Origin of the sequence: Pseudothermotoga hypogea DSM 11164 = NBRC 106472, from assembly GCF_000816145.1 — a bacterium.
Taxonomy (GTDB): Bacteria; Thermotogota; Thermotogae; order Thermotogales; family DSM-5069; genus Pseudothermotoga_A; species Pseudothermotoga_A hypogea.
In genome coordinates this window covers 1,815,606-1,840,849 of record NZ_CP007141.1, presented here as the reverse complement: position 1 = coordinate 1,840,849, position 25,244 = coordinate 1,815,606, and the positions used below count along the sequence as shown (strand labels likewise).

Sequence of the window (25,244 nt, the reverse complement as noted above, 5' to 3'; positions counted from 1 at the left end):
TATGGGCGAGATCGAAAGACTTTCAGAGTCGATCAAGTTTCGAACCGTTGCGGGCAACTGGGAAGAGTTTTCCAAACTTGAAAGATTCCTCGAAGAAGCGTTCCCGTTGACCCACTCGCGATTGAGAGTGAGCAAGATCAACGAACACGCGCTTCTGTACGAGTGGGACGTTGGTTCGCAAGAGACCGTGCTGTTCCTCGCGCACACGGACGTGGTACCGGCGAGCGAAGAAGGCTGGGCTCATCATCCTTTCTCTGGGGATGTTGCGGATGGATTCGTGTGGGGCCGTGGCACTCTCGATGACAAATCCAGCGTGATGGGTCTTTTGGAGGCTGTGGAAAGATTGCTCTCGGAAAATTTCAATCCTAGTCACAATTTCATGCTCGCCTTCGGCTTCGACGAAGAAACGAAAGGATATATGGGAGCCAAGAAGATCGTGGAACATTTGCAGGAAAGGAAAATCAAGATAAAGGCGATCTTGGACGAAGGTTCTGCGATAGTGAAAGGTGTGATTCCGAAGATAGACAGACCGATCGCATTGGTGGGCATCGCTGAGAAGGGCTATGCGAGCTTCGATCTGGTCGCGAAGGGAAAAGGGGGACATTCTTCAACTCCAACGAGGAACTCACCCGTGGAGAGGATGGCGGTCGCGGTCCAGCGCATTTCTCGTTACAAGTCCAAAACCGTTTTGACCAGATCCACAGAGGAGTTCTTGAAGACTCTCTCGCACCTCTGGGGCTTTCCCTTGAACGTTCTTTTGAGAAATCCAAGACTGACACTATCTTTGTTGGAACCGATCTTTTCGAAGATTCCAAGCTTGAACGCGATGCTCAGAACCACCATGTGTGTAACGATGCTCAACGCGGGTGTTGCGGACAACGTTGTACCGGAAAAGGTCGTCGCCACGGTGAACTGCAGAATTATCCCAGGTGAAACGTCAGAGCAAGTGTTCGAGAGATTGAAAGAGATCGTTAAGGACCTCGAGATAGAAGTTGTGAAGAACGAGAATTGGCAAGTTTCTGATCCTGTGCCAGACAGCGATTTGGAAGGAGAGTTCTACAGACTGTTGGTGGAGACGATCCAACAGATGTTCCCAGACTCGGTTGTGTCGCCATATCTCACCATAGGTGCGACGGATTCGAGGCATTACAGAGGCCTGTGCCAGAACATCTACAGGTTCTCACCCTTGATCATGGACAAGGAACTGCTCGAAACTGTGCACGGAAAGAACGAAAGACTATCGATCGAATCGTACAAGAAGATGTGCGAGTTCTACAGAGTCTTGATGACGAAACTGTGACCTTGATCGAGACCGTTCAAGCCCTTCCAGCGCTGTTGAGAAGGGATATTTTGTGTTTCACCATTTCCGTAACGGCCTTGGAGGCTTCTTCGAGCAACTTGATCTGGTCTTTGAGTTGCGGCTGTTCCTGCAGGATCTTTCTAATTCTCTCGACATAAACGGTTTTCAGCACCGTGCCGATGTTTATCTTTCCAAAATTCATCTTGCTGATCTTGGTCAGATCTTCGTCAGGCACGCCACTGGAGCCATGTAGGACCAACGGAACATCCACCGCGCTTTGTATCTGTTGAACTCTTTCGAAGTCGATCTGCGCTTCTTGTTTCTGCATACCGTGTGCCGTGCCGACGGCCACCGCCAAGGCGTCGACTTGGGTGAGTTCGAAGAACTTCCTCGCTACGTCTGGTTCGGTCAAAATCTGTGTGGCTTCTTCACCCTCTTCCGACCTGCCGACCCTGCCTATCTCCGCTTCGACAGAAATTCCGAAGGCTCTTGCCACCTTGACGACGAGCTTCGTCTTTTCAACGTTCTCGTCGAAGGGGAGGTTCGAACCGTCGAACATCACCGAGGTGAAACCTGCCTTCATGGCCTTGAAGATGACATCCAGGTCCGTCGCATGATCGAGGTGCGACACGACTGGGACCTTCGCGTTCTCGGCGAGCTCGTTCATGATACACGCAGCGATTCTTATGCCCAAATGTCTGATCGCACTCGGAGAAGCCATCAGTATCACTGGTGATCTCATCTCTTCGGCACCCTTCACGATCGCCACCGCGTCTTCGTAGGTGTGGATGTTGAAGGCTGGGATCGCGTAGTCTGACTTGTACGCAACTTGAACCAGTTCTTTCAAAGTCACGAGCATCTCACTGACCTCCTCGTCTTTGCAAGAGTTTCTCGTACTGTTCAGTCATTCTCTCATAAAGCCCGTTCATTCTCAGAACATCCTGTGGGTGTGGCTCGATTCTTTGAAAAGTGATCTTCTCTCTGAGCGAATTCAGCGTTTCTTCATCTTTGACGCCTGTGATCGCCGCGATCGCCGCTCCGAGCGCCGTCAGCTCGGTCGTGTTCAAATAGTACAGTGGTTCACCGAGCATGGATGCCTTGTACTTCATGAAAACTTGGTTTTGCACCAGAGCACCGCCGACGACTATGGGAAGCTTGCCAAGCAGGCGTCTGAGATTTTCAACAGTGATCCTGCTCGTGTAGCAGAGATACAGATAGACACTTTGAAGCATCTGTTCTTGAGAACAATCGGGTGGGATCTGCACGAAGTTGATACCGTCGATATCTTCTCCCACGATGTTGTCGCCGTTTGCGTAGATGTAGAAGGCAGGATCGGTCGGTGTCTGCGAGATGGATTCGTTCAACCGTTCGAACCTCTTTGACGAAAACTTCAAGCCAAACAGTTTCAAGGTCATCTCGATCAATTTGCCGTAAAACCTCATTCCCGAAGCCAAGTAGTATTGTCTGCCTTGGAACGCTATGCCCACGTTACCACCTGTTTTCATGAAAGGACCTTCCATGTGGAACTCGTTGGTTTTTTCGGTTGCGACAGCCACCGTGTACGAGGCGGTGCCCATCGAATCGTAGATCAACTCGCTGCCGAATAGAGAGATCAAACCGAAAGTTCCCGTCAGATGATCGTGACCCGCGAGGAACACTGGTATGTCATCGTGATAACCAACGAAGGAAGAGGTGTAATCCAGTTTTCCAAGCTGCTCGATTCGTATGTTGAAAGCTTTCAGCAGTTCTTCGTTCCAGCATCTTCGATGGATATCCACCATGTGACTACGATAGGCTTGGGTCATGTCCCACACGGCGTTGCCAGTCAGTCTGTAAGCGATGTAGGAAGATATGGGGAGCCAGCACTCCACTTCACCCAGGTCCACCAGACCTTTTTTCTGCATGTACAAGATCTTGTACAACGAATAATAGTAGATGTCTCGCGAGCCAGAAATTCTGTAGGGTGCCAACTGATTCACCAAGTCGTGGTACTCTTCGTACAGAGATTTGGTGCACGTGTCGTACCAAACGATCGGATCGTGTAGCTTCTTACCTGATGCAACTGGCACGACGGATTCACCGACGCTGGTGCACGCGATTCCAACGATTCGATACGATTTTCGTATTGTTTTGAGCGTCTTTCTCACAGCCTTCTCGATACTGTCCATATCGAAGAATTCGACATCGTCGATTTTCTTCTTGACTGTTTGAAGCTTGTAGATCTTATCGATGCCTTTTTTCGTGACGACGAGAATCTTGGTGTTCGTGGTCCCTACGTCAATACCAACGTAAGCATTCATAATCTTTCCTCCGCGATCTCTACGAGCGGTAACTGTTCGTTCAGGTCTTTCAAATCAAAGATCGCCGCACCGTACTTCAACGTGTTCGCCATACCGCAGGCTGTGGCGAAGATCAGTCTTTCTTCCATGGATTTGCCCATCGCTTCTTTGTAGAGATAGCCCGCAAAGAAGGAATCACCAGAACCAACGGAGAAGTCACAGTGGACCAGCTTCGGTTTGGCATGGAACACTCTGTCTTCTGTGAGAGTAATGGAGCCGTCTTTGCCCAGGGTCACACAAAGAACGTTGATCTTGTAGCGTTTCTTGACTTCGTAGAGCTTTTCGACGCTCAGGTTGCTGAGCTCGAACGCCATCTTGAACTCGTCTGCATTCACTTTGACCATCTCTGGCTCGAACTTCACCAACTTTCTCAGCCATTCTCCCGAAATGTCTATCATGAGCCTGCAACCTCTTTCCTTCACCATCTGCGCGATCCTTGACATGTGCTTGGCCTCGAATCCTCTCGGTGCACTTCCAGAGATGACCAGCGTACTCTTTTCCTCGATTACGGAATCAAGGTACTGAATGAACCTTTCGATCTCGTCTGGTGTCATGACTGGACCAGGCTCGTTGACCATGAGCATTCTTTTCTCGTACTCGTACACAACTGCGGTGTTGATCCTGTTCTCGTCGTTGATCCAGAACTCCGCCGTTTTGATGTTCTCCTCGCGACATTTCGATGAGATGATCTTTCCCACATCGCCACCGAGCACGTTGATGCAGAGATAATCATGGAAACCAAGAAGGTTGAAAACCCTCGCGATGTTCAATCCTTTCCCATCCACGAGCTTCACAACGTAGTCGCCTCTCAGGACGTTTGGGGTCTTCGGAACGTTCGAAATGATGACCCAGTGATCGTAGCAAGGATTCAAATTGAGTATTTGGACGCTCAACTTTTCGCTACCTCCAATCTCTCTCGGAGACGAACTCAGCTACGTTACGCGCCGTGTTTGTGTCTGTTATCAACACGTCCGCCAGCTTTCCTCTCAACAGTCCCGCGATGCTCCGTGTCGCCGATCCCGTGCACCAGTCTATGAGCAAGTATATACACCACAAAGCTGCCAGATCAATTCTCCTAAACCCATGACTCATCTGCCATAACCCTTATAATATTAGCCCGATACACGAACGATGCTGAGATACAAGGTGAACTGAAAAGGGGTAAGAGAATGGTATCAAAGACATCAACCAAACCCTCGCCGCGTTGTACTTGGCGAGAAAAGATGAGCGTGTACCCAGACGATCGAAGATTCTGATAGCACTCGCGCTCGGTTACGCACTGAGCCCGATCGATTTGGTGCCGGATTTTATACCCTTGCTCAGTCAGCTGGACGATCTACTGATAATCCCAGCGCTCATCGCCTTGGCACTCAAGTCGATCCCAAAAGAAGCCCTGGACGAGTACAGAGAGAAGGCGCAACAACTGCGAATGAAGAGGCGATTCGGAATGGTGAGTCTTTTCATCTTGGCGTTCTGGGCCGTCCTTGCCATCTGGCTGATGAAACTTTTGTCGAAGCTCTTTTAGAGACGATGCGATAAAAAGCGACTTTCAATTCACGAGTCCAGCGCCATCCAACGGACAACGCGGTCTATCTCATTTTGTGGTACGTGGATCTCTGGGTGCATCGATGGATCATGGCTTGCAATCTGTCGTGGGAAAGGAGCGTCCTTCCGTTTTTGATTTCCTTCAAAACAAAGAGCTCTCTCTAATCTCCTTCTAATCTCGTCATGCGAGAATCTTCCAAACGTCCGAGGGGGGATGTGGCATGCTCAGAAGGCTCATGTTCGTAGTGATGCTACTTCTTGTCGCTGTACTCTTCGCAACTCAGTACACCAGAACCATCACGGAAAAGATCGAAGTGTACCACGACGGTCTTGCGATCATCACCAGACAGGAGAAGATCACTGGGGAAGATCTGCCCAAGTTCTATTCGGAATACTACAAGCAACTGCTCCAGGATGAAAAGTCGTTTAACGCCTTCCTCTACGAAGCCACAAAGGAGTATTACTTCCTCTACGGAACGACGCCTGGTTTCTCGGTCAAGGACATCAAGTTCTCGGCTGATAAGACCTTCACGGCAACGATCGTCATGAAGGTCCCTGGTTTTGTCAGGTACGACAAGGACAAAAACAGATTCGTGATAGCGAGAAAAGGGTTCGAGAACAACGAAAAACTCGCTGACTTGCTGTTGCCAAAGTACTTTGAGGACCAGATCGAGCAAAACATCTTCATCGCATCGTTCTTGAAATCTGAAAAGAACTCACTTGTCACGGAGAGAACGGTCGAGTTGGTCCTTCCAGAGGGTTCGACGCTCGAATAGATCGCTCCAACCTTCGTTTCAAGGACCGAGCCGGTTTCCTGGTACGTGGACTTCGGCGGTGGTAACACCTACAAGGCTGTGCTGAAGAAAACGGACAAAGGTTTCATACTCAAGGAAACCATGGTGATCAACGGTGGGACTCCGAAGAACTTGCTGGACGAAAAGTCGAGTGAAAAGGTTCTCCAGAGTTTGAGAGACTACACTGCCTTTCAGATCGGATTCTTCAACGACAAGATGAAGCCAGATTCACTCACAAAGCCTATCGAACACAAAGTGAAGAACGATTTTTCTGGAAGCTGGACCTTCACAGCTTCACAGTCAGGTCAGAAGACTTTGACTTTCACCACTTCGACAACACCATCTGTACAAATGACCGCAACGCCGAGGATCGATACGAGTCTGACCATGCAAGTTTCGCTCCTGATAGACCACGGATGGGTCAAGACGGGATGGTGTAGTTGGAGCTGGCGACTCAGGAGGTTCGAAGCGTCCGTTTCTCCGACGATAACGATCAAACCGTCTTTGGATATCAATGTGACTGGTACTTTAGAAAAGACCTTGTCTGCCACTCTGTTCTCTTACAGACCAGCGCCGATATACTTTTCAATCAGCTTTGTGCCGGTGTGGATCCAGTTCGAGTTGGCAGTGAACGCGGAGGTGTACGAAAAGTTCAGCGCGGGACTTTCGTTCACCGTGTCCACCAACTACAGTCACTATGCGTCTCTCAGATTCACTTACGATGGCAAGTGGAATTACTCGGCTTCTCGGAATGCATCGTACAGCGGACCGAGCTTTTCCAAACCGAGTGTGAGGGCCGGTGCGCTGGCGAAGCTCAGCCTGCCGTTCACGGTGTCCGCTTACATTTACAGCGTCGCAGGACCGTTTGTGAGGCTTTCCCCTTGGTTGAAGGGTGAAACGACAATTGCCACTGGAAACAGGCTGGATGCCAAACTAAGCGGTGGATTGACACTTTCTGGAGGAGTTCAAATGGCAGGCTGGTTGAAGGCTTTCTGTGACAATCTACCATCCGTCGAGTACAACATTTGGACTTGGGAGACGGTTCTGTATCAAGGTAGCTTCACTTACTGAATTGAAGGGCGGGGGAACCCGCCCTTTTCGTTTTGAGCTGTCGATGAACCTTTCACTCGGATCGCTTGGCGTCTCATCGAGCGTACATTTGGTTCTCTATGTAGCCTATCTTTTCGATCTCTATCCTCACCACATCGTTCGGTTTGAGTAATTTTGGAGGATTGAATCCCATTCCCACTCCAGATGGTGTTCCGGTGGCCAGTATGTCTCCAGGTTCGAGCGTCATTCCCTGCGAAAGGATGCTTATCAACTTCGCGATGTCAAAGATCATGTGCTTGGTGTTCGAATGCTGTCTGAGCTCGCCGTTGACCCAGGTGCGAATTTCAAGTTCAACTGGATAACCTATTTCGTCTTTCGTCACGATCCAAGGTCCCATGGGACAAAAGCCATCCAAGCTCTTTCCCTTGAACCACTGAACATGGTTCTTCTGAAGATCTCTCGCGGTGATGTCGTTCAAGATGGTGTAGCCGAACACGTAGTCGATGGCTTTCTCTTCGGGAATGTTGATACCTCTCTTACCTATGACTACTGCCAACTCTCCCTCGTAATCCACTTGGGATGTGATTTCTGGATGCAAATAAATCTTCGAGTATGGGCCGTTCACCGTGTTCGTCGCCTTGGTGAAGAAGTGTGGGTGTGAGATTTCCGTTTCTTTTGAATGACCCACCTTCGCCATTTCAGAAACGTGATCTTTGTAGTTCTTCCCAACGCAGATGATGTTTCTCACTGGATTCGGTATGGGCGCTACGATCTGAACCTGTTCGAGTTTCAACCAGTGATCATCTGGCTCTGGCTCAACGAGATTCGAGATCCTGTCGTGGTACAGCTCGATGAACTGCAGCAGTGTCTTCGGAGCGTCTTCACCCAGCCAGAGCCTGGATGGGCAAACCAGATTGAGTTCAGGTCTGACAATACCCCAGTCTCTCTGTCCATCGAGCTCGAAACTCACCAGCCTCATTGAGAACCACTCCTTCAAAAGCGTTCGTCTGAGATTATATCAGCGCCGTATTCCCAGTTGTTCAGGCACCCGAGTCAAAGTTACCCAACAACGAGAAAATGATTGATAGGGAAACCAGCGAAAAACGAGCGGACCTTTTTCGTATAACAGGGCAGAACAAATATTTTCTCTGCAAGCAAGATTCGTACGATTTGACAATTTTGATCATATGAGAGTATGAGAGATTCTGCGCACACATCTATCAAAGACTTCTTCAGAAACACACAGACACGATCCTGGCTGCCGTCTTACGAAATTTCTTGGAAAATCATGCACTGGCAATTTTCAACTCCACGAGCTTCTTTTCCTGAGACACGATGCCGAGCGAGATACTCGAGCGTATCTTTTTGGTTATCCCGCCGCACAGTTTGCCAGGTCTAATCGTTTTTAGTAACCTTTTGGCAAATTCAAAAGTGGGGGGGTCTTTTCTGGACAACTTAGAAAACGCGACAAAGCTTTGTCTGTAAGTTCTCAAATACACCCGTCTTCGAGGACGGGTAAGCAGAGGGGGAGATGTTCAAAAGGATGGTTTTCGTGGTGGTCGCTGTTGTCGTAATAGTTTTTTCAGTCGGCGCAACCTTCAAGAACAGAACCTGGAAAGCTGATTTTCCCTACATTGGCGCCTTCTTTTGTCACAACGGCGACTACGTGAGATTCTACTGCACCCAGGACATGCATCGCTTCTACTACATGACCGCTAAAGACTCCAGCGCGTTCGTCGAATTCTACATCGATGGAGTGAGACAGGAAGTTGTGAACGAGCTTCCGGCAAACAAATGGAATTCGAGGCACTTCTCCATCGCGAACTGGACGCACTTTGACCTTGGACCAGGTTTCATCGGGCACGAGGTGGAGATTCATTTTCGTGAAAACGTCACCGTCAATGGTGTTAGATGCCCCGAAAACGACATCATGATCAAGCTCGAAGACAACAGTTTGGCAACCTTGTGGAAGAACGTTGATTCGACGACATACTGCGACCTGGACCTGTTCGCTAAGTGAAGATCATTGTTACAGGCTGCCGGGAGGCAGCCTTTTTTTTATGATCCTCCCATAGCCGAGTTTATCACCCGACATCGCCTTTAACCAGCTGTTGTTGGCCATGCTGTCTGCGAGCTGATTCTTGGCAGTGTCGAGTCTCCCGGAAATGTTAACAAACAGAGAGATCAGGAAAAAACAAGAGCAGGGCAAAGAATAAATGAGAATTCCAGACGTAATTAAAGGTGGCTCCTAATTCTGAGGTAGATTGCCATTTATCTGGCCTTGACATGTGTTACGTGCTCGGGCAAGATATCAGTGGTTGGTTGAAAACGTTTTCAAGAACGTTTTCAGAAACGTTTTCACAGCACATTGTGAGGGGGTCTCATGACGAAGCAAAGAAATAACTCCATCAACATAAGAAGCGTGGCTCAACTTGCTGGTGTCTCAATTTCCACAGTGTCAAGAGTCATAAATTCTCCGGAAAGTGTCAGCGAGGAACTGCGAGAGCGTGTCAGAAAAGCCATAGAACAGCTCGGGTACCGTCCAAATCAAATAGCGAGAAGTTTACGAACCGGGTCAACCAAGGTGGTTGGATTCATAATACCCGATATAACGAACCCCGCATTCCTGCTGATGGTTAAAGGCGCGGAGGATTATTTGAAACGGAAAGGTTACATGTTCATAGTTTGTGGAACAGACCACAACATCGAAGAAGAGACGAAGCTTTTGAAGACACTTCTTTCGCAGAGTGTGGAGGGGATCATTGTTACATGTTCTGGTGGTCGCAACTCCAGTTTTGCGAAGGTAATACAAAACTCAGGGGTCAAGATGGTGTTCATGGACCGACGTTACGAGGATATCGACCTTCCTTATGTCGGCGTTGATAACACTGCCGGCGTGGAAAAAATAACCGATTTCTTGGTAAAAACGGGCCACAGGTCGTTCGCTTATCTCAGCGGTGAAAGAAACACGTCGAGTGCCAAAGAACGCTTGCGAGGTTTCATGAAAAGCATGAAAAAACACGGCGTGGAAGATTACCAAGTTCTGTATGGAAGATTCACATTCGAGAGTGGTTACGAGCTGACCAAGAAGCTCAAGAAGATTCCAGACGCGGTGGTTGGTGGAAACGATCTGGTCGCCCTTGGTGCCATCGAAGCCCTAAACGAAATGGGCTACCACGTTCCGGACGATGTGAGCGTCGTTGGCTTCGATGACATGTTTTATAGCAAATACTCGAAACCCGCACTCACAACCGTGAGACAGCCAATATACGAAATGGGGTACATGGCCGGTAAGGTCCTTTGGCAGCTGCTTTCGGGGAAGAATATCAAAAAGCGCGTCACGATACTTCAGACGGACATCGTCGTGAGAGAAACCGTAAAAGAAAGAAATGCCCCCAACAGGGGGTTCACTGAGAAGGTGGAGGTGGTTTTATGAGAAGGTTGATCGTTCTGGTGGTCGTCGCGGCTATCTTCCTCGTAGGAGTCACCAGTGTCTTTGCTGAGTCTAAGGGGAAGGTTGCAGTCGTCATTTCTACGCTGAACAACCCGTGGTTCGTTGTGCTTGCTGACGCAGCAAAACAGAGGGCAGAAGAGCTTGGTTACGAAGTGACTGTCTTTGACTCTCAAAACGACACAGCAAAGGAATCTGCTCACTTCGACACGATCATCGCGGCTGGTTTCAACGCAATCCTTTTCAATCCAACAGATGCAGATGGTTCGATTGCTAATGTTCGGCGAGCAAAAGAAGCAGGTATCCCAGTGTTCTGCATCGACAGAGGTATCAACGCGAGAGGTTTGGCAGTAGCTCAGATTTATTCTGACAACTACTACGGTGGCGTGCTTATGGGCGAATACTTTGTCAAATTCATGAAGGAAAAGTTCAAGGACATGAAGACGATACCGTATGCGGAACTGTTGGGAATCCTCAGCGCTCAACCAACGTGGGACAGGTCGAACGGTTTCCACTCTGTCGTCGACAATTACAAAGAATTTGTGATGGTGGCTCAGCAGTGTGCAGAGTTCGACAGGGACACCGGATTCAAGGTGACGGAACAAATACTTCAGGCGCATCCAGAGATAAAGGCAATTTGGTGCGGTAACGACGCCATGGCTCTGGGTGCTCTGAAAGCTGTTGAGGCAGCTGGAAGGAAAGACATCTACATCTTCGGGTTCGACGGCGCAGAAGATGTGATTTACGCGATTCAGGAAGGCAAACAAATCGTCGCAACGATCATGCAATTTCCGAAACTGATGTCGAGACTCGCGGCTGAGTGGGCAGACCAGTATCTCAGAGGCGAAAGGCAGTTCCCAGAAATTGTCCCAGTCACTGTCGAACTCGTCACAACTGAGAACATCGAGAAGTACGCACCTTACGGACGCAAGTGAATTTGACACCCCGGGCCTCTTTGGCTCGGGGTGCTTTGGGGGAGCATTCATGAGAAAGAGAGTCATCCTGACGTCATTGATCGTGCTGGCAGCGTTTTTGATATACAGATCCTGTAAGGTGGTGCCGTTGAGCTCAATCAAAGCGAGCTTTGACCCAAAAGCTTATGCACAAACTGTTGTTTGGCCTAAATTGCAAAGTCAGCTGGCAGATCTTAAAAAAGCCGACGCTTACGAGGTGCTTGAAACCTTTGACATCAATCCTGAAGAAGCGCACGAGAAGTTCGCTAAGACCGTTGGTGTATCGAACTACAGGTACTACATAGTGGAGGGTTCAGGACAGATCGTTTCCGTCGATGAAGACGGCATTTTGGTGCAGGTGCGCCCTGACTCCGAAAGACCTGAATTTTACATCACATCCCGCGTGTTTGGCAACACGATCGTTATGGCAACGGGGATCATCAAGATGGAAGATTTTGATAGGATCATGGACTTCAATCTGGTTTCTACGGCGCTGAATCAAATCGTTCGCGATGAAGTGGCCCTACCACTTATCAATTCGCTGAAAGGAGCAAACGTTCAGGGGGCGGTCATCAAATTTCTGGGCCTTTTCAACGTTCTCAAGGACGATCCCATCAAATACCCGATCAACGTCATACCTTTAAGACTCGAGTTGAGCCAAGGAGGTTACTGATCCGACATGAATGGCACGATCGGTGATACTAAAGTCATCCTCGAGGCGAAAAACATAACGAAAACCTTTCCTGGTGTCGTGGCGGTGAACGATGTTTCTTTTGCCGTGAAGGAAGAGACCGTGACAGCTATAGTGGGGGAAAACGGTGCAGGTAAATCAACCCTGATGAAAATTCTCGCAGGAGTTTATTCTGATTACGTTGGGAAAATGTTCCTCAAAGGGAAAGAAGTTCACTTCAAGAATCCACGAGAAGCGATTGATGCTGGCATCGTGTTGATACCACAGGAGCTCGATCTTGTACCGAATTTGACCGTGATGGAGAATATCCACCTGGGCAGGGAACCACTTGATTTTTGGGGATTCGTGAATTACAGAAAAATGTACGCGGAGACTAAGGATCTGTTGTCGAGGGTACGCCTCAGGATTGATCCTAAGAAAAAAGTGGCAGATCTCAGCACCGGCCAACAGCAATTGGTCGCGATCGCCAAGGCTTTGGCAAGCCAGGCGATGATAATCATCATGGATGAGCCAACTTCAGCCATAAGTGAGAAAGAAATCGAGAATCTCTTTGAGATAGTGCGGGATCTGAGGCAGCAAGGCAAAGCCATTTTATATATATCACACAAGCTGGACGAGGTTTTCGCGATAGCCGACGAAATCATGATAATGAGAGACGGTAAACTTGTCGCTCGGGGCGATATCAAGGATTTCTCGTACGATGACGTTGTGCGACTCATGGTTGGTAGAAGCATCGAACAATTCTATGTGAAGGGACAGAGCGAGATAAGAGATGAAGTACTGCGCGTCGAAAACATGTCGGTATTGGATCCTGATAGGGAAGACCTGATAGTGGACAACGTGTCTTTCTCTGTCCGAAAGGGTGAAATCCTCGGTGTATACGGATTGATTGGAGCGGGAAGAACAGAGCTCATGGAAGCCATATTCGGCTTCCACCATCCGAGTAGAATCAGTGGAGATGTCTTCATCGAGGGAAAAAAGGTTTCGATCAGGACTCCCGCAGATGCGATAAAAGCCGGAATCGGTTATGTTCCAGAAGACAGAAAACTGTCGGGCTTGATTCTGCAACTGACGGTTCTTCTCAATTTCTCCCTTCCAAACTTGAAGAATCTCTCCAGATTCGGGTTCATCCGCATGAATCAAGAGAAAGATCTCGCACGTGAATACGTCAGGAAACTTGGTATAAAGACGACCTCGTTGAACCAACTCGTTGAGAACCTGAGTGGTGGGAACCAGCAGAAGGTCGTACTTGCGAAGTGGCTGGCTTTGAGACCAAAGGTACTACTGCTCGACGAACCTACAAGAGGCATCGATGTGAATGCAAAATCAGAGCTGTATTCACTGATCAGTGAGCTTGCCAAGGCCGGGCTCGGTATAGTGCTGGTGTCCTCAGAATTACCGGAGGTCCTGGCCATGTCTGACAGGATCATGGTCATGTCAGAAGGAAAGAAAACAGCAGAATTCACAAAAGAAGAGGCCAGCGAAGAGAAACTCTTGAAGGCGGCGATCCCAAGAAGTTTCAGATTGGTGTCAGCATCGTCTTAACCTCCCGGGAAGGAGCGTGCTGTGAGAATGCAGAAGAACGGCCAAAAGGTTGACAATCAAACACAAATGGTGCCTTCCGTTGAAGCACAGAAAAAAGCCTTTGACCTCAGGTCAATTTCCAGATACCAGTCACTGATCATTCTGGGCGGTCTCTTTGTAATCTTTGCGATACTCAGCAATCGTTTTGTAACGCCGGGAAACCTGTGGACCATACTGAGGCAGAGCTCGGTCAATCTATGTTTGGCGATCGGAATGACGTACGTGATACTCACCGGCGGTATCGATCTTTCTGTTGGATCTGTTCTTGGTTTCACCGGTGCCGTAGCAGCAAAGTTGCTCAAGTACGGCCTGTCTCTTACTGCTTTTGGGGTTGTTCTCCAATTCGGTGTCTTGGGCGCTTCCATTATAGCGCTGATAGTTGGTCTTGCCATAGGACTTCTCAATGGGTTGATCATAACGGTGTTCAGCGTTCCACCTTTCGTTGCGACCCTCGGTACCATGACGGCTGTGCGAGGCTTTATAATGCTCTGGACCAAGGGTTATCCCATAACGAAGCTTGGTGAAACATTCAACTTCATAGGTTCTGGCTGGATTCTCGGTGTACCCACCCCCGTTTGGATTGCCGCAGTCATAACGGTTGTAGCATCTGTTTTTCTAAGATTCACAAGGTTTGGAAGATACGTCTATGCGGTTGGCGGTAACGAGAGAGCCGCGGTTCTTTCTGGAGTGAATGCAAAGAGAACGAAGCTCATAACGTACATGATCTCGGGTTTCCTCGCAGCAGTTGCGGGGTTGATCGTTACGGCAAGACTCGATTCGGCGCAACCCAACGCGGGATTGATGTATGAACTGGATGCCATAGCGGCCGCCGTGATAGGTGGTGCTTCTCTGTCGGGAGGCAAAGGAACGATAGAAGGAACGATTATAGGAACGTTGATCATAGGTGTACTCAACAACGGTCTTGTTCTGACGGGTGTCTCACCCTTCTGGCAACAGGTTGCGAAAGGTTTCATAATCATAGCTGCGGTGATCGCTGAGAGGATTGGAAAAGGACGTGAATGAGTGATGGAACAGACCAAAATGTTGAAAAAGAAAGCAGTACAAATCAGAAAGATGGTCCTTGAAATGATCTACAGGGCGAAGAGTGGCCATACTGGTGGATCGCTTTCGTGTGTCGAGATCCTCCTCAGTCTCTTTTATGGGGTCATGCAAATAGATCCGAAGAACCCCAAACTGCCTGATAGAGACAGGTTCATTATGAGCAAAGGCCATAGTGTCGAAAGCTACTACGCTGTTCTCGCTGATCTCGGTTTCTTTCCGGTTAGTGACCTCGAGAGTTACTGTCAATTTGGATCCTATTTAACAGGGCATCCCACAACGAAGGTTCCCGGAGTGGAAGTGAATACCGGTGCTCTTGGACATGGTTTGGCGGTCGGAGTTGGCATGGCGATCGCTGCCAAGATTGAGTCTGCCGGTTACAAGGTTTACGTGTTAATGGGTGACGGTGAACTCGACGAAGGTTCTGTGTGGGAAGCCGCTCAAATAGCTGCTCATTATCGTCTGGACAACCTCATCGGGATTGTGGATAGAAACAGACTTCAAATAAGCGGTGACACGGAACAGATCCTGAAACTCGAGAACCTTGAGCAGAAATGGACAGCGTTTGGCTGGCATGTCATCCACGTCGATGGCCATGATATAGAACGCTTGATCGACACCTTCAAAGGTTTACCAGTTGAGAGGGGGAAACCACACCTTATCATTGCACATACTATAAAGGGCAAAGGTGTTTCCTTCATCGAGAACAACAAAGACTGGCACCACAAAGTTCCAAACGATGAGGAGTTGCGAATGGCGATGATGGAACTGGACGAAAGGCTGAAGGAGCTCGATGCCCATGAGTGAGAAATCAAAAATGGCATCAAGGCACATGGTTGCTCAAGCTCTAATGGAGTTGGCAAGGGAAGATGAAACGATCGTGGTTGTCACCTCCGATGCGCGTGGATCAGCGGCGATTACGAAATTCTTCGACACCTTCCCGGAAAGAGCGATAGAAGTTGGGATAGCTGAACAGTCCGCGGTTGGTATTGCAGCCGGACTCGCTCTCTGTGGTAAAAAAGTGTTCGTTCTTGGACCTGCATGCTTTTATTCGGCGAGGGCATTTGAGCAGGTCAAAAACGATGTGGCGTATACTGGGGCGAACGTGAAGATCATAGGCGTCAGCGGTGGTGTGAGCTATGGTCCTCTTGGCAGTACCCACCACGCATTGCACGACATAGCGGCTTTTCGTGCCATACCAAACATGGACGTGATATTACCCTCCGATGCAAATCAGGCCTACGCCGTTGTCAAACACATCGTCAACAGAGAAAGGCCCGCTTACATAAGGATCGGTAGGAACCCGATACCATTCGTTTACGATCAACCGTCCTTCGAGATCGCTAAAGGGTATGTTCTGAGAAACGGATCTGACGTGACCATCATTGCTTGTGGTGAAGTTGTCTGGCATGCGCTGAAGGCTTGTGAAATCTTATCTAAAGAGGGCGTCGAGGCTACTTTGATAGATATGCCGAGCATAAAGCCAATCGACGAGGAGATAATAATAAAATCTGCTCGGAAGACCGGTAAGGTCGTTACAGTTGAAGAACACAGCGTTCACGGAGGTTTAGGTGAAGCGGTCTCGGCCGTTCTTGGGAACAACTTTCCTGTACCCGTAGAAATCATAGCTATACCTGACGAATTTCCCGTAACTGGAAGACAGGAGGAAGTCTTCTCACACTACGGTCTCGATTCAGTGGGCATTGCCACGAGGGTCCAGGCATTTTTGAGGAGGCTTTCGCATGGAAGATAAGGGGTTCATTCTCTCAGTCGATCAGAGTACTGCAGGGACAAAAGCGTTTCTTTTCGATACGAAGTTGAATTTGGTAGCGAAAGCAACGAAGAATCATAAGCAGTACTATCCTATGCCAGGTTGGGTTGAACACGATCCAATCGAGATAGTGAAAAGAACGTACGAGGCTTGTCACGAGGTTCTTCATAGCGTTCCAAAAGGCAAGGTACTGGCTGTTTCAGTAACCAATCAGCGCGAGACCATCGTGGTCTGGGATGGTGGCGGCACACCACTTTACAACGCAGTTGTATGGCAGTGTCAAAGGGGAAAAGAAATATGCGAATCACTGAGAAACAAAGGATACGCCGACATCGTGAGGGATAAAACAGGGTTGTTGATCGACCCATACTTCTCAGCGAGTAAAATAACATGGCTCGTGAAGAACGTGAAGGAAGTCAAGGAAAAGCTGCTCGAAGGCGATTCGTACGTCGGCACGGTAGACAGCTGGCTGGTGTGGAACCTAACAAAAGGAAAGGCGCACGTCACCGACTACTCAAACGCGAGTAGGACACTCCTTTTGAATATAAACACACTGAAGTGGGATGAAGAATTGATCGATATTTTCGAAATCTCCGGAATAAGATTGCCCGCTCTGGTCGATTCCGATTATGTCGTTGGCTATACAGATCTTGATGGAATCCTGCCCCACGCGGTTCCAATATTGGGTATAATGGGAGATTCGAGTGCATCTCTCTATGGACAGCTCGGGTTCGATTTAGGAAATACGAAAGCGACCTATGGCACGGGCACATCCATCATGATAAATGTCAAAGACACCAAACCGAGGCTAAAATCTGGGGTTCTTTCAGTCGGTTGGTCCCAGGAAGGCAAAGTCGATTTCGTTGTCGAAGGTAACATACACAGTTCCGGTGACACGATCAAATGGCTCGTTGAGCAGATGGGGCTGGCAAGTTCAGCCGAAGAAATTGAAAGACTCGCAGTATCGGTCGAAGACAACGACGGTGTTTACCTTGTCCCAGCTTTCGTTGGTTTGGGCGCACCATACTGGGAAAACGATGCGCGCGCGCTGATATGTGGTATGAGTCGTCGAACAAACAAATCTCACATTGCGAGGGCCGCCATTGAATCAATTGCCTATCAGGTTTATGATCTCTTCACCGCGTTGTGCGAAGAGGCAGGTGTTACACCGCGAGAACTGAGAGCTGACGGGGGCGCCACAAAGAACACGTTCTTGATGCAGTTTCAAGCTGACATCTTGAACGTGCCCGTCGCTGTGAACAAATTCGAAGACTGCTCCGCCTTGGGAGTTGCACTGTTGGCAGCGAAGAAAATGGGAGTGATCGATCCAAGGAACTTTGAAGTTGAGCGCACGTATTACTATCCCAAAATGAGGGAAGTAGATAGAGAAAAATGTATAAGAGGTTGGAAAGAAGCTGTTCAGAGGGCCATTCTTAGAGTGTGAGGTGAAGGACATGAAGAAGATGTGTTTCGGTTTGATCGTGGGAAACAGGGACTTCTTTCCAGATTCTCTGGTTGCTTCCGGTAGAGAGAAGATCATGAAAAAGCTCGAAGAAATGGGCTTCGATGTCGTCTGCCTATCACCAGCGGACACAAAATTGGGAGCAGTGGAGACTTTTGCGGATGCAAAAAAATGTGCGAAATTGTTTGCTGAAAACGCGAGTAACATCCACGGGATCATAGTGACCCTACCGAATTTTGGTGATGAAAAATCGATCGCACAGGCGATAAAGATGAGTGGTCTGAACGTTCCGGTGCTTGTTCATGCCTTCAATGACGATCCTGAAAAGCTTGATTTAGCCCACAGGCGGGATAGTTTCTGCGGAAAGATATCTGTCTGCAATAACCTCAAGCAGTTTGGTATTCCTTTCTCTCTGACTTCAAAACACACTGAGGACATCGATTCGATGTTCTTCGAGCAAGATATAAAATGGTTTGCCAGCGTCTGCAACATTGTGAGATCCTTAAAGAGAGTAAGAATTGGAGCAGTTGGGGCCCGTCCGAACGCGTTCAACACTGTTAGGTTCTCAGAGAAGTTGCTTGAAGCTATTGGAGTGAGCGTGGAAACTATAGACCTGTCCGAGATACTTTTCAAAATCCAACAGATCAACGATCAAGAGAAGATCGATCAGTGGATCGAGGATGTCAAGAAAAAGTATGTGGTTCGGATCGTTCCAAGAGAAGCTTTGGAGACGATGGCGAAATTGTCCATAGTCCTGGAAAGGTGGTTAGAGGAGAATGAAATAGATGCCGTTTCGATACAGTGCTGGACGATCCTGGAAAAACAGTTGCACATCACTCCGTGCACAGTTATGAGTTTGTTGAGCGAAAGATTGAAGCCGAGCGCTTGCGAAGTCGACGTGATGGGAGCTCTCTCCATGTACATATTACAAGCGGCTTCAGGCAAGCCATCAGCGATCGTCGATTGGAACAACAATTACACTTCAGACGATGAAGCAATTCTGTTCCACTGTGGGAATTTCCCAATCTCCGTGTATGAGAGCGCTGAGATAAAGTTTGCCGATGTGATAGGTACAACCGTCGGTAGTCAGAACGCGTATGGAGCTTGTGCGGGAAAAATCAAGTCTGGTCCGTTCACGTTCTTCAGATTGTCCAGTAACGATCTTGAAGGTAAGCTCATAGGATACGTTGGGGAAGGTGAAATAGTTCCTGAGGATCCAAAAACTTTTGGTTCGAGGGGTATCGCTCGTGTTGAGAATTTGCAGGAGCTCATGAATTACATATGTTCAAACGGTTTTGAACACCATGTGGCGATCAATCTCTCACGAGCGGCCAAAGCTATCAAAGAAGCCCTGGAGAAATACAAAGGTATCGAGATTTACTGGCACAGGGGGTAAATGACCTGGTGTGAAAGTGCTCTCTGCAGGATCAGCCCACAAAAGCCCGTGGGCCGTCTCGTACGACAATAGGTGTTGCCTTCCACAATTGCCTCCACAATGAAGAGTAAGGTGTCTGAACTCTTTTACCTATGACGAGATGATACAATATCGATCAGGAGTGGTGAGCGTGAGAAAGCTGCTCCTGATCTTTTTTCTTTTTCTCCCGATCTCAGTAGCTGTATCGTTGAGCTTTCAAGGTGAATTCACCGATCTGATCGAGCTGAAGATCTTGGAAAAGAGGTTCGAAAACGAACTGATCAAGGTGGATCTTCGAATACCTTGGTTGAAAATTGCCAAGGATGTGGAGTTTTCGAAGAGTTTCAACGGGGAGATCGAAGAAAGGTTCACGTTGCTCGTGAATCGCGTGCTCGAGGATGCGAAATGGGTACAAAACGATCCGATACTGTCTTCGAGCCTGCCTTACAGCTTGTGGTCCAGAACGATCGTGACGTACCTGTCAGGCGAGCTCTTGAGTTGCGTCATCTACGTTTCTCACTACACGGGTGGAGCACACGAGCATTTGAACGTTTTCAGCTACACGGTCGATCTCGTTGAACGCAAGATTTTGAAACTGAAGGATCTCTTCAACGACTCTTTCGACTACGAAGGACTCATGAAACAATATTTGATTGAACAGTTCAAGAGCCAACCAGAACTGTTCCTTCCGAACGCCGTGGATGAACTGCGACGGTTGAACGTGGAACAGCTCGCTTTCACCGTTTCTAAAGTCGGTTTGACGCTGTACTTTCCACCATACGTTGTTAGCCCTTTCGCGCTTGGAATCTTGGACATCACGATTCCTTGGTCGAAGTTTCAAGATGGTCTGAAGCTCTCGTTTTGACATCTAAAGATACTTTAAGCCGATAATAATTAAAAACCGGCCGCGAGGGACTATGAGATGCGTGTGTGCATCCTGGTGGAGGGAACCTATCCCTACATAACAGGTGGCGTTTCTTCTTGGGTTCAAATGCTCATCGAAAACATGCCAGACATCGAGTTCGACGTGGTCCATCTGGCACCTTGGCGTTGGAACAGGCCTTTCAGCTACAAAATGCCGAAGAATTTGAAACGCATTTATGAGTATCTCCTCTTCTCGTGTGACTTTTCGAGGTCGAAAGATTCGTTGAACGAGCAGGAGATTGTCGACAACGTGAGGCAGTTGATAGCACTCAAAGAAGACAGGTCACACTTCTTCGCGCGCGTGCTCCGTTCAGTTGCGGGGAAACACTTGGATTGGGTGCTGCAAGAAAGATCGTTTTGGAATTTCATTACGGAGATCTACGAGAAGTACTTTCCTCAGGAGGGTTTCACGGGTTTTTACTGGACCGTGATAGGTTTCATGGTCCCCATACTCAGCGCCATCCAGTCGCTCCCACCGAAAGCCGACGTGTACCACGCGACCACGACGGGTTACGCATCACTCAGCGCTCTGAGTGGAAAGTACGTTCACGGAGGAAAACTGATCGTGACGGAGCACGGAATCTACCACAGGGAGAGGGAGATCGAGATAACGAAGTCGTCAAGCGTGCCAGAGGTGTACAAGAAACCCTGGATAGAAATCTTCAGACTCATAAGCGAGACGGTCTATATGGAGTGCGATGTTTTGACAACCCTTTTCGAGAAGAATCAACTCTTCCAGCTGGAATTGAACGCGGATTTCGGCAAGATGCGCGTGATACCCAACGGCATCGACGTGGAGAAGTTTTCGAAGATACAGAGAACCGAGCACGACGGATTCAACATCGCGATCGTCGGACGGGTCGTGCCGATCAAAGGGATAACGACGGGTATCAAAGCGTTCGACATAGTGATCAAGGAAGTGCCGAATTCGAAACTCTACATCATAGGTCCCACCGACGAAGACGAAGACTATTACAGCAAATGTGTTGGACTGGTGAGACGACTCGGCCTGGAAGACAAGGTCGTTTTCACATCTCGAGCCGATGTGTCGAAGTATTACGGTATGATGGACGTTCTGCTCATAAGCAGCGTCTCCGAAGGTCAACCCTTGGTTCAACTCGAGGCCATGGCGTGTGGATTGCCCACCGTCGTAACCAACGTCGGAAACTGTGCCGAGATCGCGCTCGATCCTGATGGTCAATCGGGTTTCGTGGTTGAACCTGGTGATTACGTGTCCATGGCCGAAAAACTCATCTTGCTTGCCAAGGATAAATCGTTGTGGAAGACCTTTTCTGAGAATGGAAAAAGGATCGTCAAGGAAAAATACACGCTTCAGCGGATGATAGAAGCGTACAGAGAATTGTACACGGAGGTCGTCAAGGGTGGCTGGAATAGGTTTTGAGCTCAACAAGCTTCTGAAGAAAAACTCTTTTTTGATGGACATCGTCAGCATCTTCTATTCAGCCAACGTGAGCGCGGGACCTTGGATCATGTGTTCACTCACACTGTTTTTGTTGATAGTCCTTCTGCCGAGGAACGAAACTCTCTTCTTCACCTCAGCCGTGGTGTACAGCTTCATCTTTTCGACGCTGCTCTTTGGAGGCGTGTCGATCTCTGTGACCAGGTACCTCGCAGATCTCATATACAGGAAAGAATTTTCGAAAATGTACGAACTCTACTCCTCGACCGTGCTGTACGCGGTCCTCTCCAGTGGCGTCTTCTTGACGATTTTCTCACTTATCAGTCGGATCGACGATTGGTTCAAACTCTTGCTTTTTTCTTACTCTCTGGTCGTTCTGACAGTGGTGTGGGTTCAGACGATCTTCGTCACGACGATGATGGTCTTCACCCCCGTCTTGGTGGGATTCGGGGTGGGTAACGTGCTCGGGTTGGTCATGGGCGTGCAACTCTTCAAGATCAAAGGCGAGAACTTCGCTTATCTTGGCTACAATTTCGGACTCATGTTCATACTCTTCTTCCTGCACGTGTTCGTGAAGAGATACCTGTACACTGGAAGAAAACCAACGAGAAGCTTACTTTTCTGGCAGGCGATCCGTAGGTTCAAATCACAAGCCATCACCGGGGTCTTGACCTATCTGGGCGCTTGGGTGGATGACTTCGTTGCGTGGATCTACATAGGAAAACCCATCGTCAAGGGGTTCGTCTTCGCTCCATCCTACGACATTCCCATGTTTCTGTCCTATCTGTTCATAATCCCCACTCTTACCCTCTTCGTGCTCAGCTTGGAGACCAACTTCTACTTGAAGTACAGAATGTTCTACCAGTCGTTGGAGGAGAACAGGACACTCAATTACGTGAAAATCAACAAGCGCATCTTGGACGACAACATCTCTTCAACGACGAAAACCATCTTTGCTGTTCAGTTTGTGTTCGTGCTCTTGGGTCTCACTCTCTCTGGCTACATCGCCAGGACACTTCAGTTCGACGAGTACAGCTTGAAGGCGTTGCGCTTTGGCATCCTCGGAGCGGCCGCCAATGGGGCATTCTTGTACGTCTCTCTGCTGGCGTACTATTTCGACTTGGCCGAGATACCCATGCGCTCGGCGATGATGGCTTCTGTTGTGAACCTCGTGGTGTCGCTGTTCTACCTGAGAACCTTCCCGGCGTTGGGTTTCCTTGTTGGCTTTTCCGTTGCCACACTGTACGGGTGGCTGAGTTTCAAGAGGGTGTACAAAGATCTTCTGCACTTCGAGTTCATTCGTAGAGAGATAGGGATCGCAAATCGGCAGGTGATCGTGCATGAGAACGTTGAGGAGTGAACGAAAGAAGGTTCGAGAACTGAGAGATTGGCAGAAGATGATCTTTCAAGTCGTTGAGTTTTTGATCTTTCTGGGCTCTGTTTGGTTGGCTCAGAAGGGCTTTCATTTCGACGTGAAAATCGCAGTGTACATCTCAATCGCACTCGTTTTCCTCTGGTCTGCGAGATACGGTCTTTTGATCTTTATCTCGTGTCTTTTGATCTTCGAAGTTTTCCCCCTGATTGCGAAGGAGATCGTTATCGAAAGCGAGTTGAGGATCTTCACCATTGCGGTGGGTGCGATGGTGGGGATCATTGGCGAAACCTTCAACAGACAGATCAGGGACCTGAGAAACGAGATCAAAAAAATCGAGTTGGAAAAGAACGACTTGATCCAAGGCATCGAGAGAATGAAGGTGATTATCACCCAACTGCAGTCGAGGATATACTTCGAAGGCGAAGGTTTGATCGTCCTCTTGGAAAGGTTGAGAGAACTCGAGATACTGGATTTCGACGAGATGCTGACGAGGGCCGTGGAGGTCATCGCGCAGTTCTTCGAGCTGGACTCTCTGAACTTGTACAGGTACGAAGAGAAGCGGTTTCTGAGGTTCGTCGCTGGAGTCGGTGCGAAGAAATTGCCGAATGCATTGGAGGTGAGCCATTCCAAAGTGATCGAAGATGCGCTCGAGAATGGTTATTCAACGCTTCCAAGGGTCTTGCTGAAGAAAGAGATAACTTCGTATGAGCCTTTCTTCGCAATCGTGATGGGTGAGGGGTCGAACCCGTTCGGGGTACTGGTGGTGGAGGATGTCCCTTACGAGAAGTTTTCCGAAGTGCTTGTGAGGTACATCAAAGCCGTCGCAGATTGGATGTACGCCAATGCGAAGATCATCTTTGAACAAGAGAAGATCGCACGGATGAAACACAAAAAAGACGATGGCACTTGGGATGAAACATATTACATCAAGAAGAGGGAAGTGTTGCAGAAAAGGAAGGATCGGTTCGGCATACCATTCGAGGAGATTTGCTTGAAGTACAGCTCAGAGCTGCACAACGAAGTAATTGGCAAATTCAGGAAGACCGACGTTCTGTTCGCAGAAAGGCAGGACGGTTTCGTCGTTTTGAGGGCGCTGTTGCCCGTGTGTGATCGTAACGGAAAAGCCAGAGTGCTCGAGAGGTTGGTGAAAATCAGTGGTTTGGAGGTTTGTTGATCGTCCCGACGAAAAATCGACGAACGAGCCGAAGGTGAGGAAGTTCTTGGTCGCGCTGAACTTGTTCACCGTGATCTCGTCGTTGATTCTGTTGGTCTATGAGCTCATCCCGCTCAGCGTTGGTCTGATCGTTGTTTCAACTGTTTTGTTCTACTTCAATTTCGAGAGCTTGTCCGAAACGGCGCTGCTCGCGCTGGTTTATCCCTTCTCGTGGTTCTTCCTCGTGGTGCCGTTGAGGAATAAACGTTTGGAGGGTTTCTTTAAGCTTGAGCTTCCGAGCGAAATTCGCACAACCGTTGAAGAGGACGTTTTATCAACACTCCCCATCAAGGCGATCTTGGCCGTGGGGAGCATTGAGGAGAAGAAGAAGGTCGTGAGGGACATCGTCAGGAACGTGATTTCGGGATTGAATGTGGAACAGAACATGAAATATCTTAGAACTTTGCTGAGAGATCCACATATGGATGTGGCGCTGCGGGCTACTATGGCACTCGAAGAGATCGAGAACCATTTCGATCGAACGATCGCACTGTGCGCAAATCCAAAAGATTTCTGTGCACATTTGTACTTCTATCTCAAGACCGACATACCCAAGGGGACTTTGAGAGAGGATCTCGAGAGGATACTCAGACAGTCTCTTGAACGCGTGAGCGAGCATGAGCCAGTGCGCTACGAAGTGTTGCACTATCTGACAAAAGATGAACAAGAGCTCTTGCTAGGTTACGAAAAAACTCACGACAGAGAGCTCTTAGCAAGGTATCTGTTCGAAAAACTGAGAAAGAGGGATTATCAGACCCTTGCAAGATACTTGAGCGAGGTGAGCGATCTAAAGCTCTTCCTGCCTTGACACGGTGGGCGCGGTTGAGTGTTTCGTTTGAAGAACGATACACCGGGTTTATGAAAAATTTCGAATATACTGATATATTTAAAACGGAGGA

Annotated in this window: 24 protein-coding genes; 19 read left to right on the top strand and 5 right to left on the bottom strand. The window is 48.6% G+C overall.

What is annotated here, in order from left to right:
• Position 1: 1 nt before the first annotated feature.
• Positions 2-1,300 (top strand): M20/M25/M40 family metallo-hydrolase, encoded by a 1,299-nt coding sequence (locus tag AJ81_RS09025; RefSeq protein WP_051368777.1) that lies wholly within the window; start codon positions 2-4, stop codon positions 1,298-1,300.
• 16 nt (positions 1,301-1,316) lie between these two features.
• Here AJ81_RS09025 and AJ81_RS09020 read toward each other — a convergent pair whose 3' ends face one another.
• Genes AJ81_RS09020 through AJ81_RS10930 form a run of 4 tightly spaced genes read right to left on the bottom strand, consistent with a single transcriptional unit; the run spans position 1,317 to position 4,731 of the window.
• Positions 1,317-2,159: a class II fructose-bisphosphate aldolase gene (locus tag AJ81_RS09020; protein WP_031505382.1), complete on the bottom strand. Its 843-nt coding sequence runs from the start codon at positions 2,157-2,159 to the stop codon at positions 1,317-1,319.
• 1 nt (position 2,160) lies between these two features.
• A complete protein-coding gene (locus AJ81_RS09015) occupies positions 2,161-3,600 on the bottom strand; it encodes an FGGY-family carbohydrate kinase (RefSeq protein WP_051368776.1) in 1,440 nt (479 codons plus the stop codon).
• The gene (locus AJ81_RS09010) at positions 3,597-4,532 is read right to left on the bottom strand and encodes a 1-phosphofructokinase family hexose kinase (protein WP_031505379.1); all 936 of its coding nucleotides are present in this window, start codon (positions 4,530-4,532) and stop codon (positions 3,597-3,599) included. The genes AJ81_RS09015 and AJ81_RS09010 overlap by 4 nt, the downstream gene beginning before the upstream one ends.
• 7 nt (positions 4,533-4,539) lie before the next feature.
• Positions 4,540-4,731, bottom strand: a complete 192-nt coding sequence (locus AJ81_RS10930) for a hypothetical protein (RefSeq protein ID WP_174375502.1) — start codon at positions 4,729-4,731, stop codon at positions 4,540-4,542.
• A 118-nt stretch (positions 4,732-4,849) separates the two neighbouring features.
• Between AJ81_RS10930 and AJ81_RS09005 the strand changes: the two genes are divergently transcribed.
• From AJ81_RS09005 to AJ81_RS08995, 3 genes are all read left to right on the top strand, one after another.
• Positions 4,850-5,164, top strand: a complete 315-nt coding sequence (locus tag AJ81_RS09005; protein ID WP_157724370.1) for a YkvA family protein — start codon at positions 4,850-4,852, stop codon at positions 5,162-5,164.
• A 241-nt stretch (positions 5,165-5,405) separates the two neighbouring features.
• Positions 5,406-5,960 (top strand): hypothetical protein, encoded by a 555-nt coding sequence (locus AJ81_RS09000; protein WP_031505377.1) that lies wholly within the window; start codon positions 5,406-5,408, stop codon positions 5,958-5,960.
• Positions 5,961-6,005: 45 nt separating this feature from the next.
• Positions 6,006-7,049 (top strand): hypothetical protein, encoded by a 1,044-nt coding sequence (locus tag AJ81_RS08995; protein ID WP_039658584.1) that lies wholly within the window; start codon positions 6,006-6,008, stop codon positions 7,047-7,049.
• A 73-nt stretch (positions 7,050-7,122) separates the two neighbouring features.
• On the opposite strand, the gene AJ81_RS08990 is transcribed toward AJ81_RS08995, so the two are convergent.
• Positions 7,123-8,007, bottom strand: a complete 885-nt coding sequence (locus tag AJ81_RS08990) for a fumarylacetoacetate hydrolase family protein (protein ID WP_031505372.1) — start codon at positions 8,005-8,007, stop codon at positions 7,123-7,125.
• Positions 8,008-8,559: 552 nt separating this feature from the next.
• Here AJ81_RS08990 and AJ81_RS08985 point away from each other — a divergent pair.
• From AJ81_RS08985 to AJ81_RS08915, 15 genes are all read left to right on the top strand, one after another.
• Positions 8,560-9,048: a hypothetical protein gene (locus AJ81_RS08985; RefSeq protein ID WP_031505370.1), complete on the top strand. Its 489-nt coding sequence runs from the start codon at positions 8,560-8,562 to the stop codon at positions 9,046-9,048.
• 363 nt (positions 9,049-9,411) lie between these two features.
• The gene (locus AJ81_RS08980) at positions 9,412-10,464 is read left to right on the top strand and encodes a LacI family DNA-binding transcriptional regulator (RefSeq protein WP_051368774.1); all 1,053 of its coding nucleotides are present in this window, start codon (positions 9,412-9,414) and stop codon (positions 10,462-10,464) included.
• Entirely contained in the window at positions 10,461-11,414 is a 954-nt protein-coding gene (locus AJ81_RS08975) for a D-ribose ABC transporter substrate-binding protein (protein ID WP_031505368.1), read from the top strand. The genes AJ81_RS08980 and AJ81_RS08975 overlap by 4 nt, the downstream gene beginning before the upstream one ends.
• Positions 11,415-11,463: 49 nt before the next feature.
• Positions 11,464-12,105, top strand: coding sequence for a DUF2291 domain-containing protein (locus AJ81_RS08970; protein WP_031505366.1), 642 nt, complete (start codon positions 11,464-11,466; stop codon positions 12,103-12,105).
• Between the two features lie 6 nt (positions 12,106-12,111).
• Complete coding sequence (locus AJ81_RS08965; protein WP_031505364.1) at positions 12,112-13,668, top strand: sugar ABC transporter ATP-binding protein; 1,557 nt, start codon at positions 12,112-12,114, stop codon at positions 13,666-13,668.
• 27 nt (positions 13,669-13,695) lie between these two features.
• Positions 13,696-14,730: an ABC transporter permease gene (locus tag AJ81_RS08960; RefSeq protein WP_169728252.1), complete on the top strand. Its 1,035-nt coding sequence runs from the start codon at positions 13,696-13,698 to the stop codon at positions 14,728-14,730.
• A gap of 3 nt (positions 14,731-14,733) precedes the next feature.
• Entirely contained in the window at positions 14,734-15,573 is an 840-nt protein-coding gene (locus AJ81_RS08955; RefSeq protein WP_031505361.1) for a transketolase, read from the top strand.
• On the top strand, positions 15,566-16,519 hold the full coding sequence (locus AJ81_RS08950; protein ID WP_051368773.1) for a transketolase family protein: 954 nt from the start codon (positions 15,566-15,568) through the stop codon (positions 16,517-16,519). Before AJ81_RS08955 ends, AJ81_RS08950 begins: the two co-directional genes overlap by 8 nt.
• Positions 16,509-17,981 (top strand): FGGY-family carbohydrate kinase, encoded by a 1,473-nt coding sequence (locus AJ81_RS08945; protein ID WP_031505358.1) that lies wholly within the window; start codon positions 16,509-16,511, stop codon positions 17,979-17,981. Before AJ81_RS08950 ends, AJ81_RS08945 begins: the two co-directional genes overlap by 11 nt.
• A gap of 10 nt (positions 17,982-17,991) precedes the next feature.
• The gene (locus AJ81_RS08940; RefSeq protein WP_031505356.1) at positions 17,992-19,395 is read left to right on the top strand and encodes an L-fucose/L-arabinose isomerase family protein; all 1,404 of its coding nucleotides are present in this window, start codon (positions 17,992-17,994) and stop codon (positions 19,393-19,395) included.
• Between the two features lie 169 nt (positions 19,396-19,564).
• Positions 19,565-20,278, top strand: a complete 714-nt coding sequence (locus AJ81_RS08935) for a DUF3298 and DUF4163 domain-containing protein (RefSeq protein ID WP_031505355.1) — start codon at positions 19,565-19,567, stop codon at positions 20,276-20,278.
• 57 nt (positions 20,279-20,335) lie between these two features.
• Entirely contained in the window at positions 20,336-21,739 is a 1,404-nt protein-coding gene (gene pelF / locus AJ81_RS08930; protein ID WP_031505354.1) for a GT4 family glycosyltransferase PelF, read from the top strand.
• Entirely contained in the window at positions 21,720-23,117 is a 1,398-nt protein-coding gene (gene pelG, locus AJ81_RS08925; RefSeq protein ID WP_031505352.1) for an exopolysaccharide Pel transporter PelG, read from the top strand. The genes pelF and pelG overlap by 20 nt, the downstream gene beginning before the upstream one ends.
• On the top strand, positions 23,098-24,306 hold the full coding sequence (locus AJ81_RS08920; protein ID WP_051368772.1) for a GAF domain-containing protein: 1,209 nt from the start codon (positions 23,098-23,100) through the stop codon (positions 24,304-24,306). Before pelG ends, AJ81_RS08920 begins: the two co-directional genes overlap by 20 nt.
• A complete protein-coding gene (locus AJ81_RS08915; RefSeq protein ID WP_051368771.1) occupies positions 24,287-25,153 on the top strand; it encodes a hypothetical protein in 867 nt (288 codons plus the stop codon). Before AJ81_RS08920 ends, AJ81_RS08915 begins: the two co-directional genes overlap by 20 nt.
• Positions 25,154-25,244: the final 91 nt, after the last annotated feature.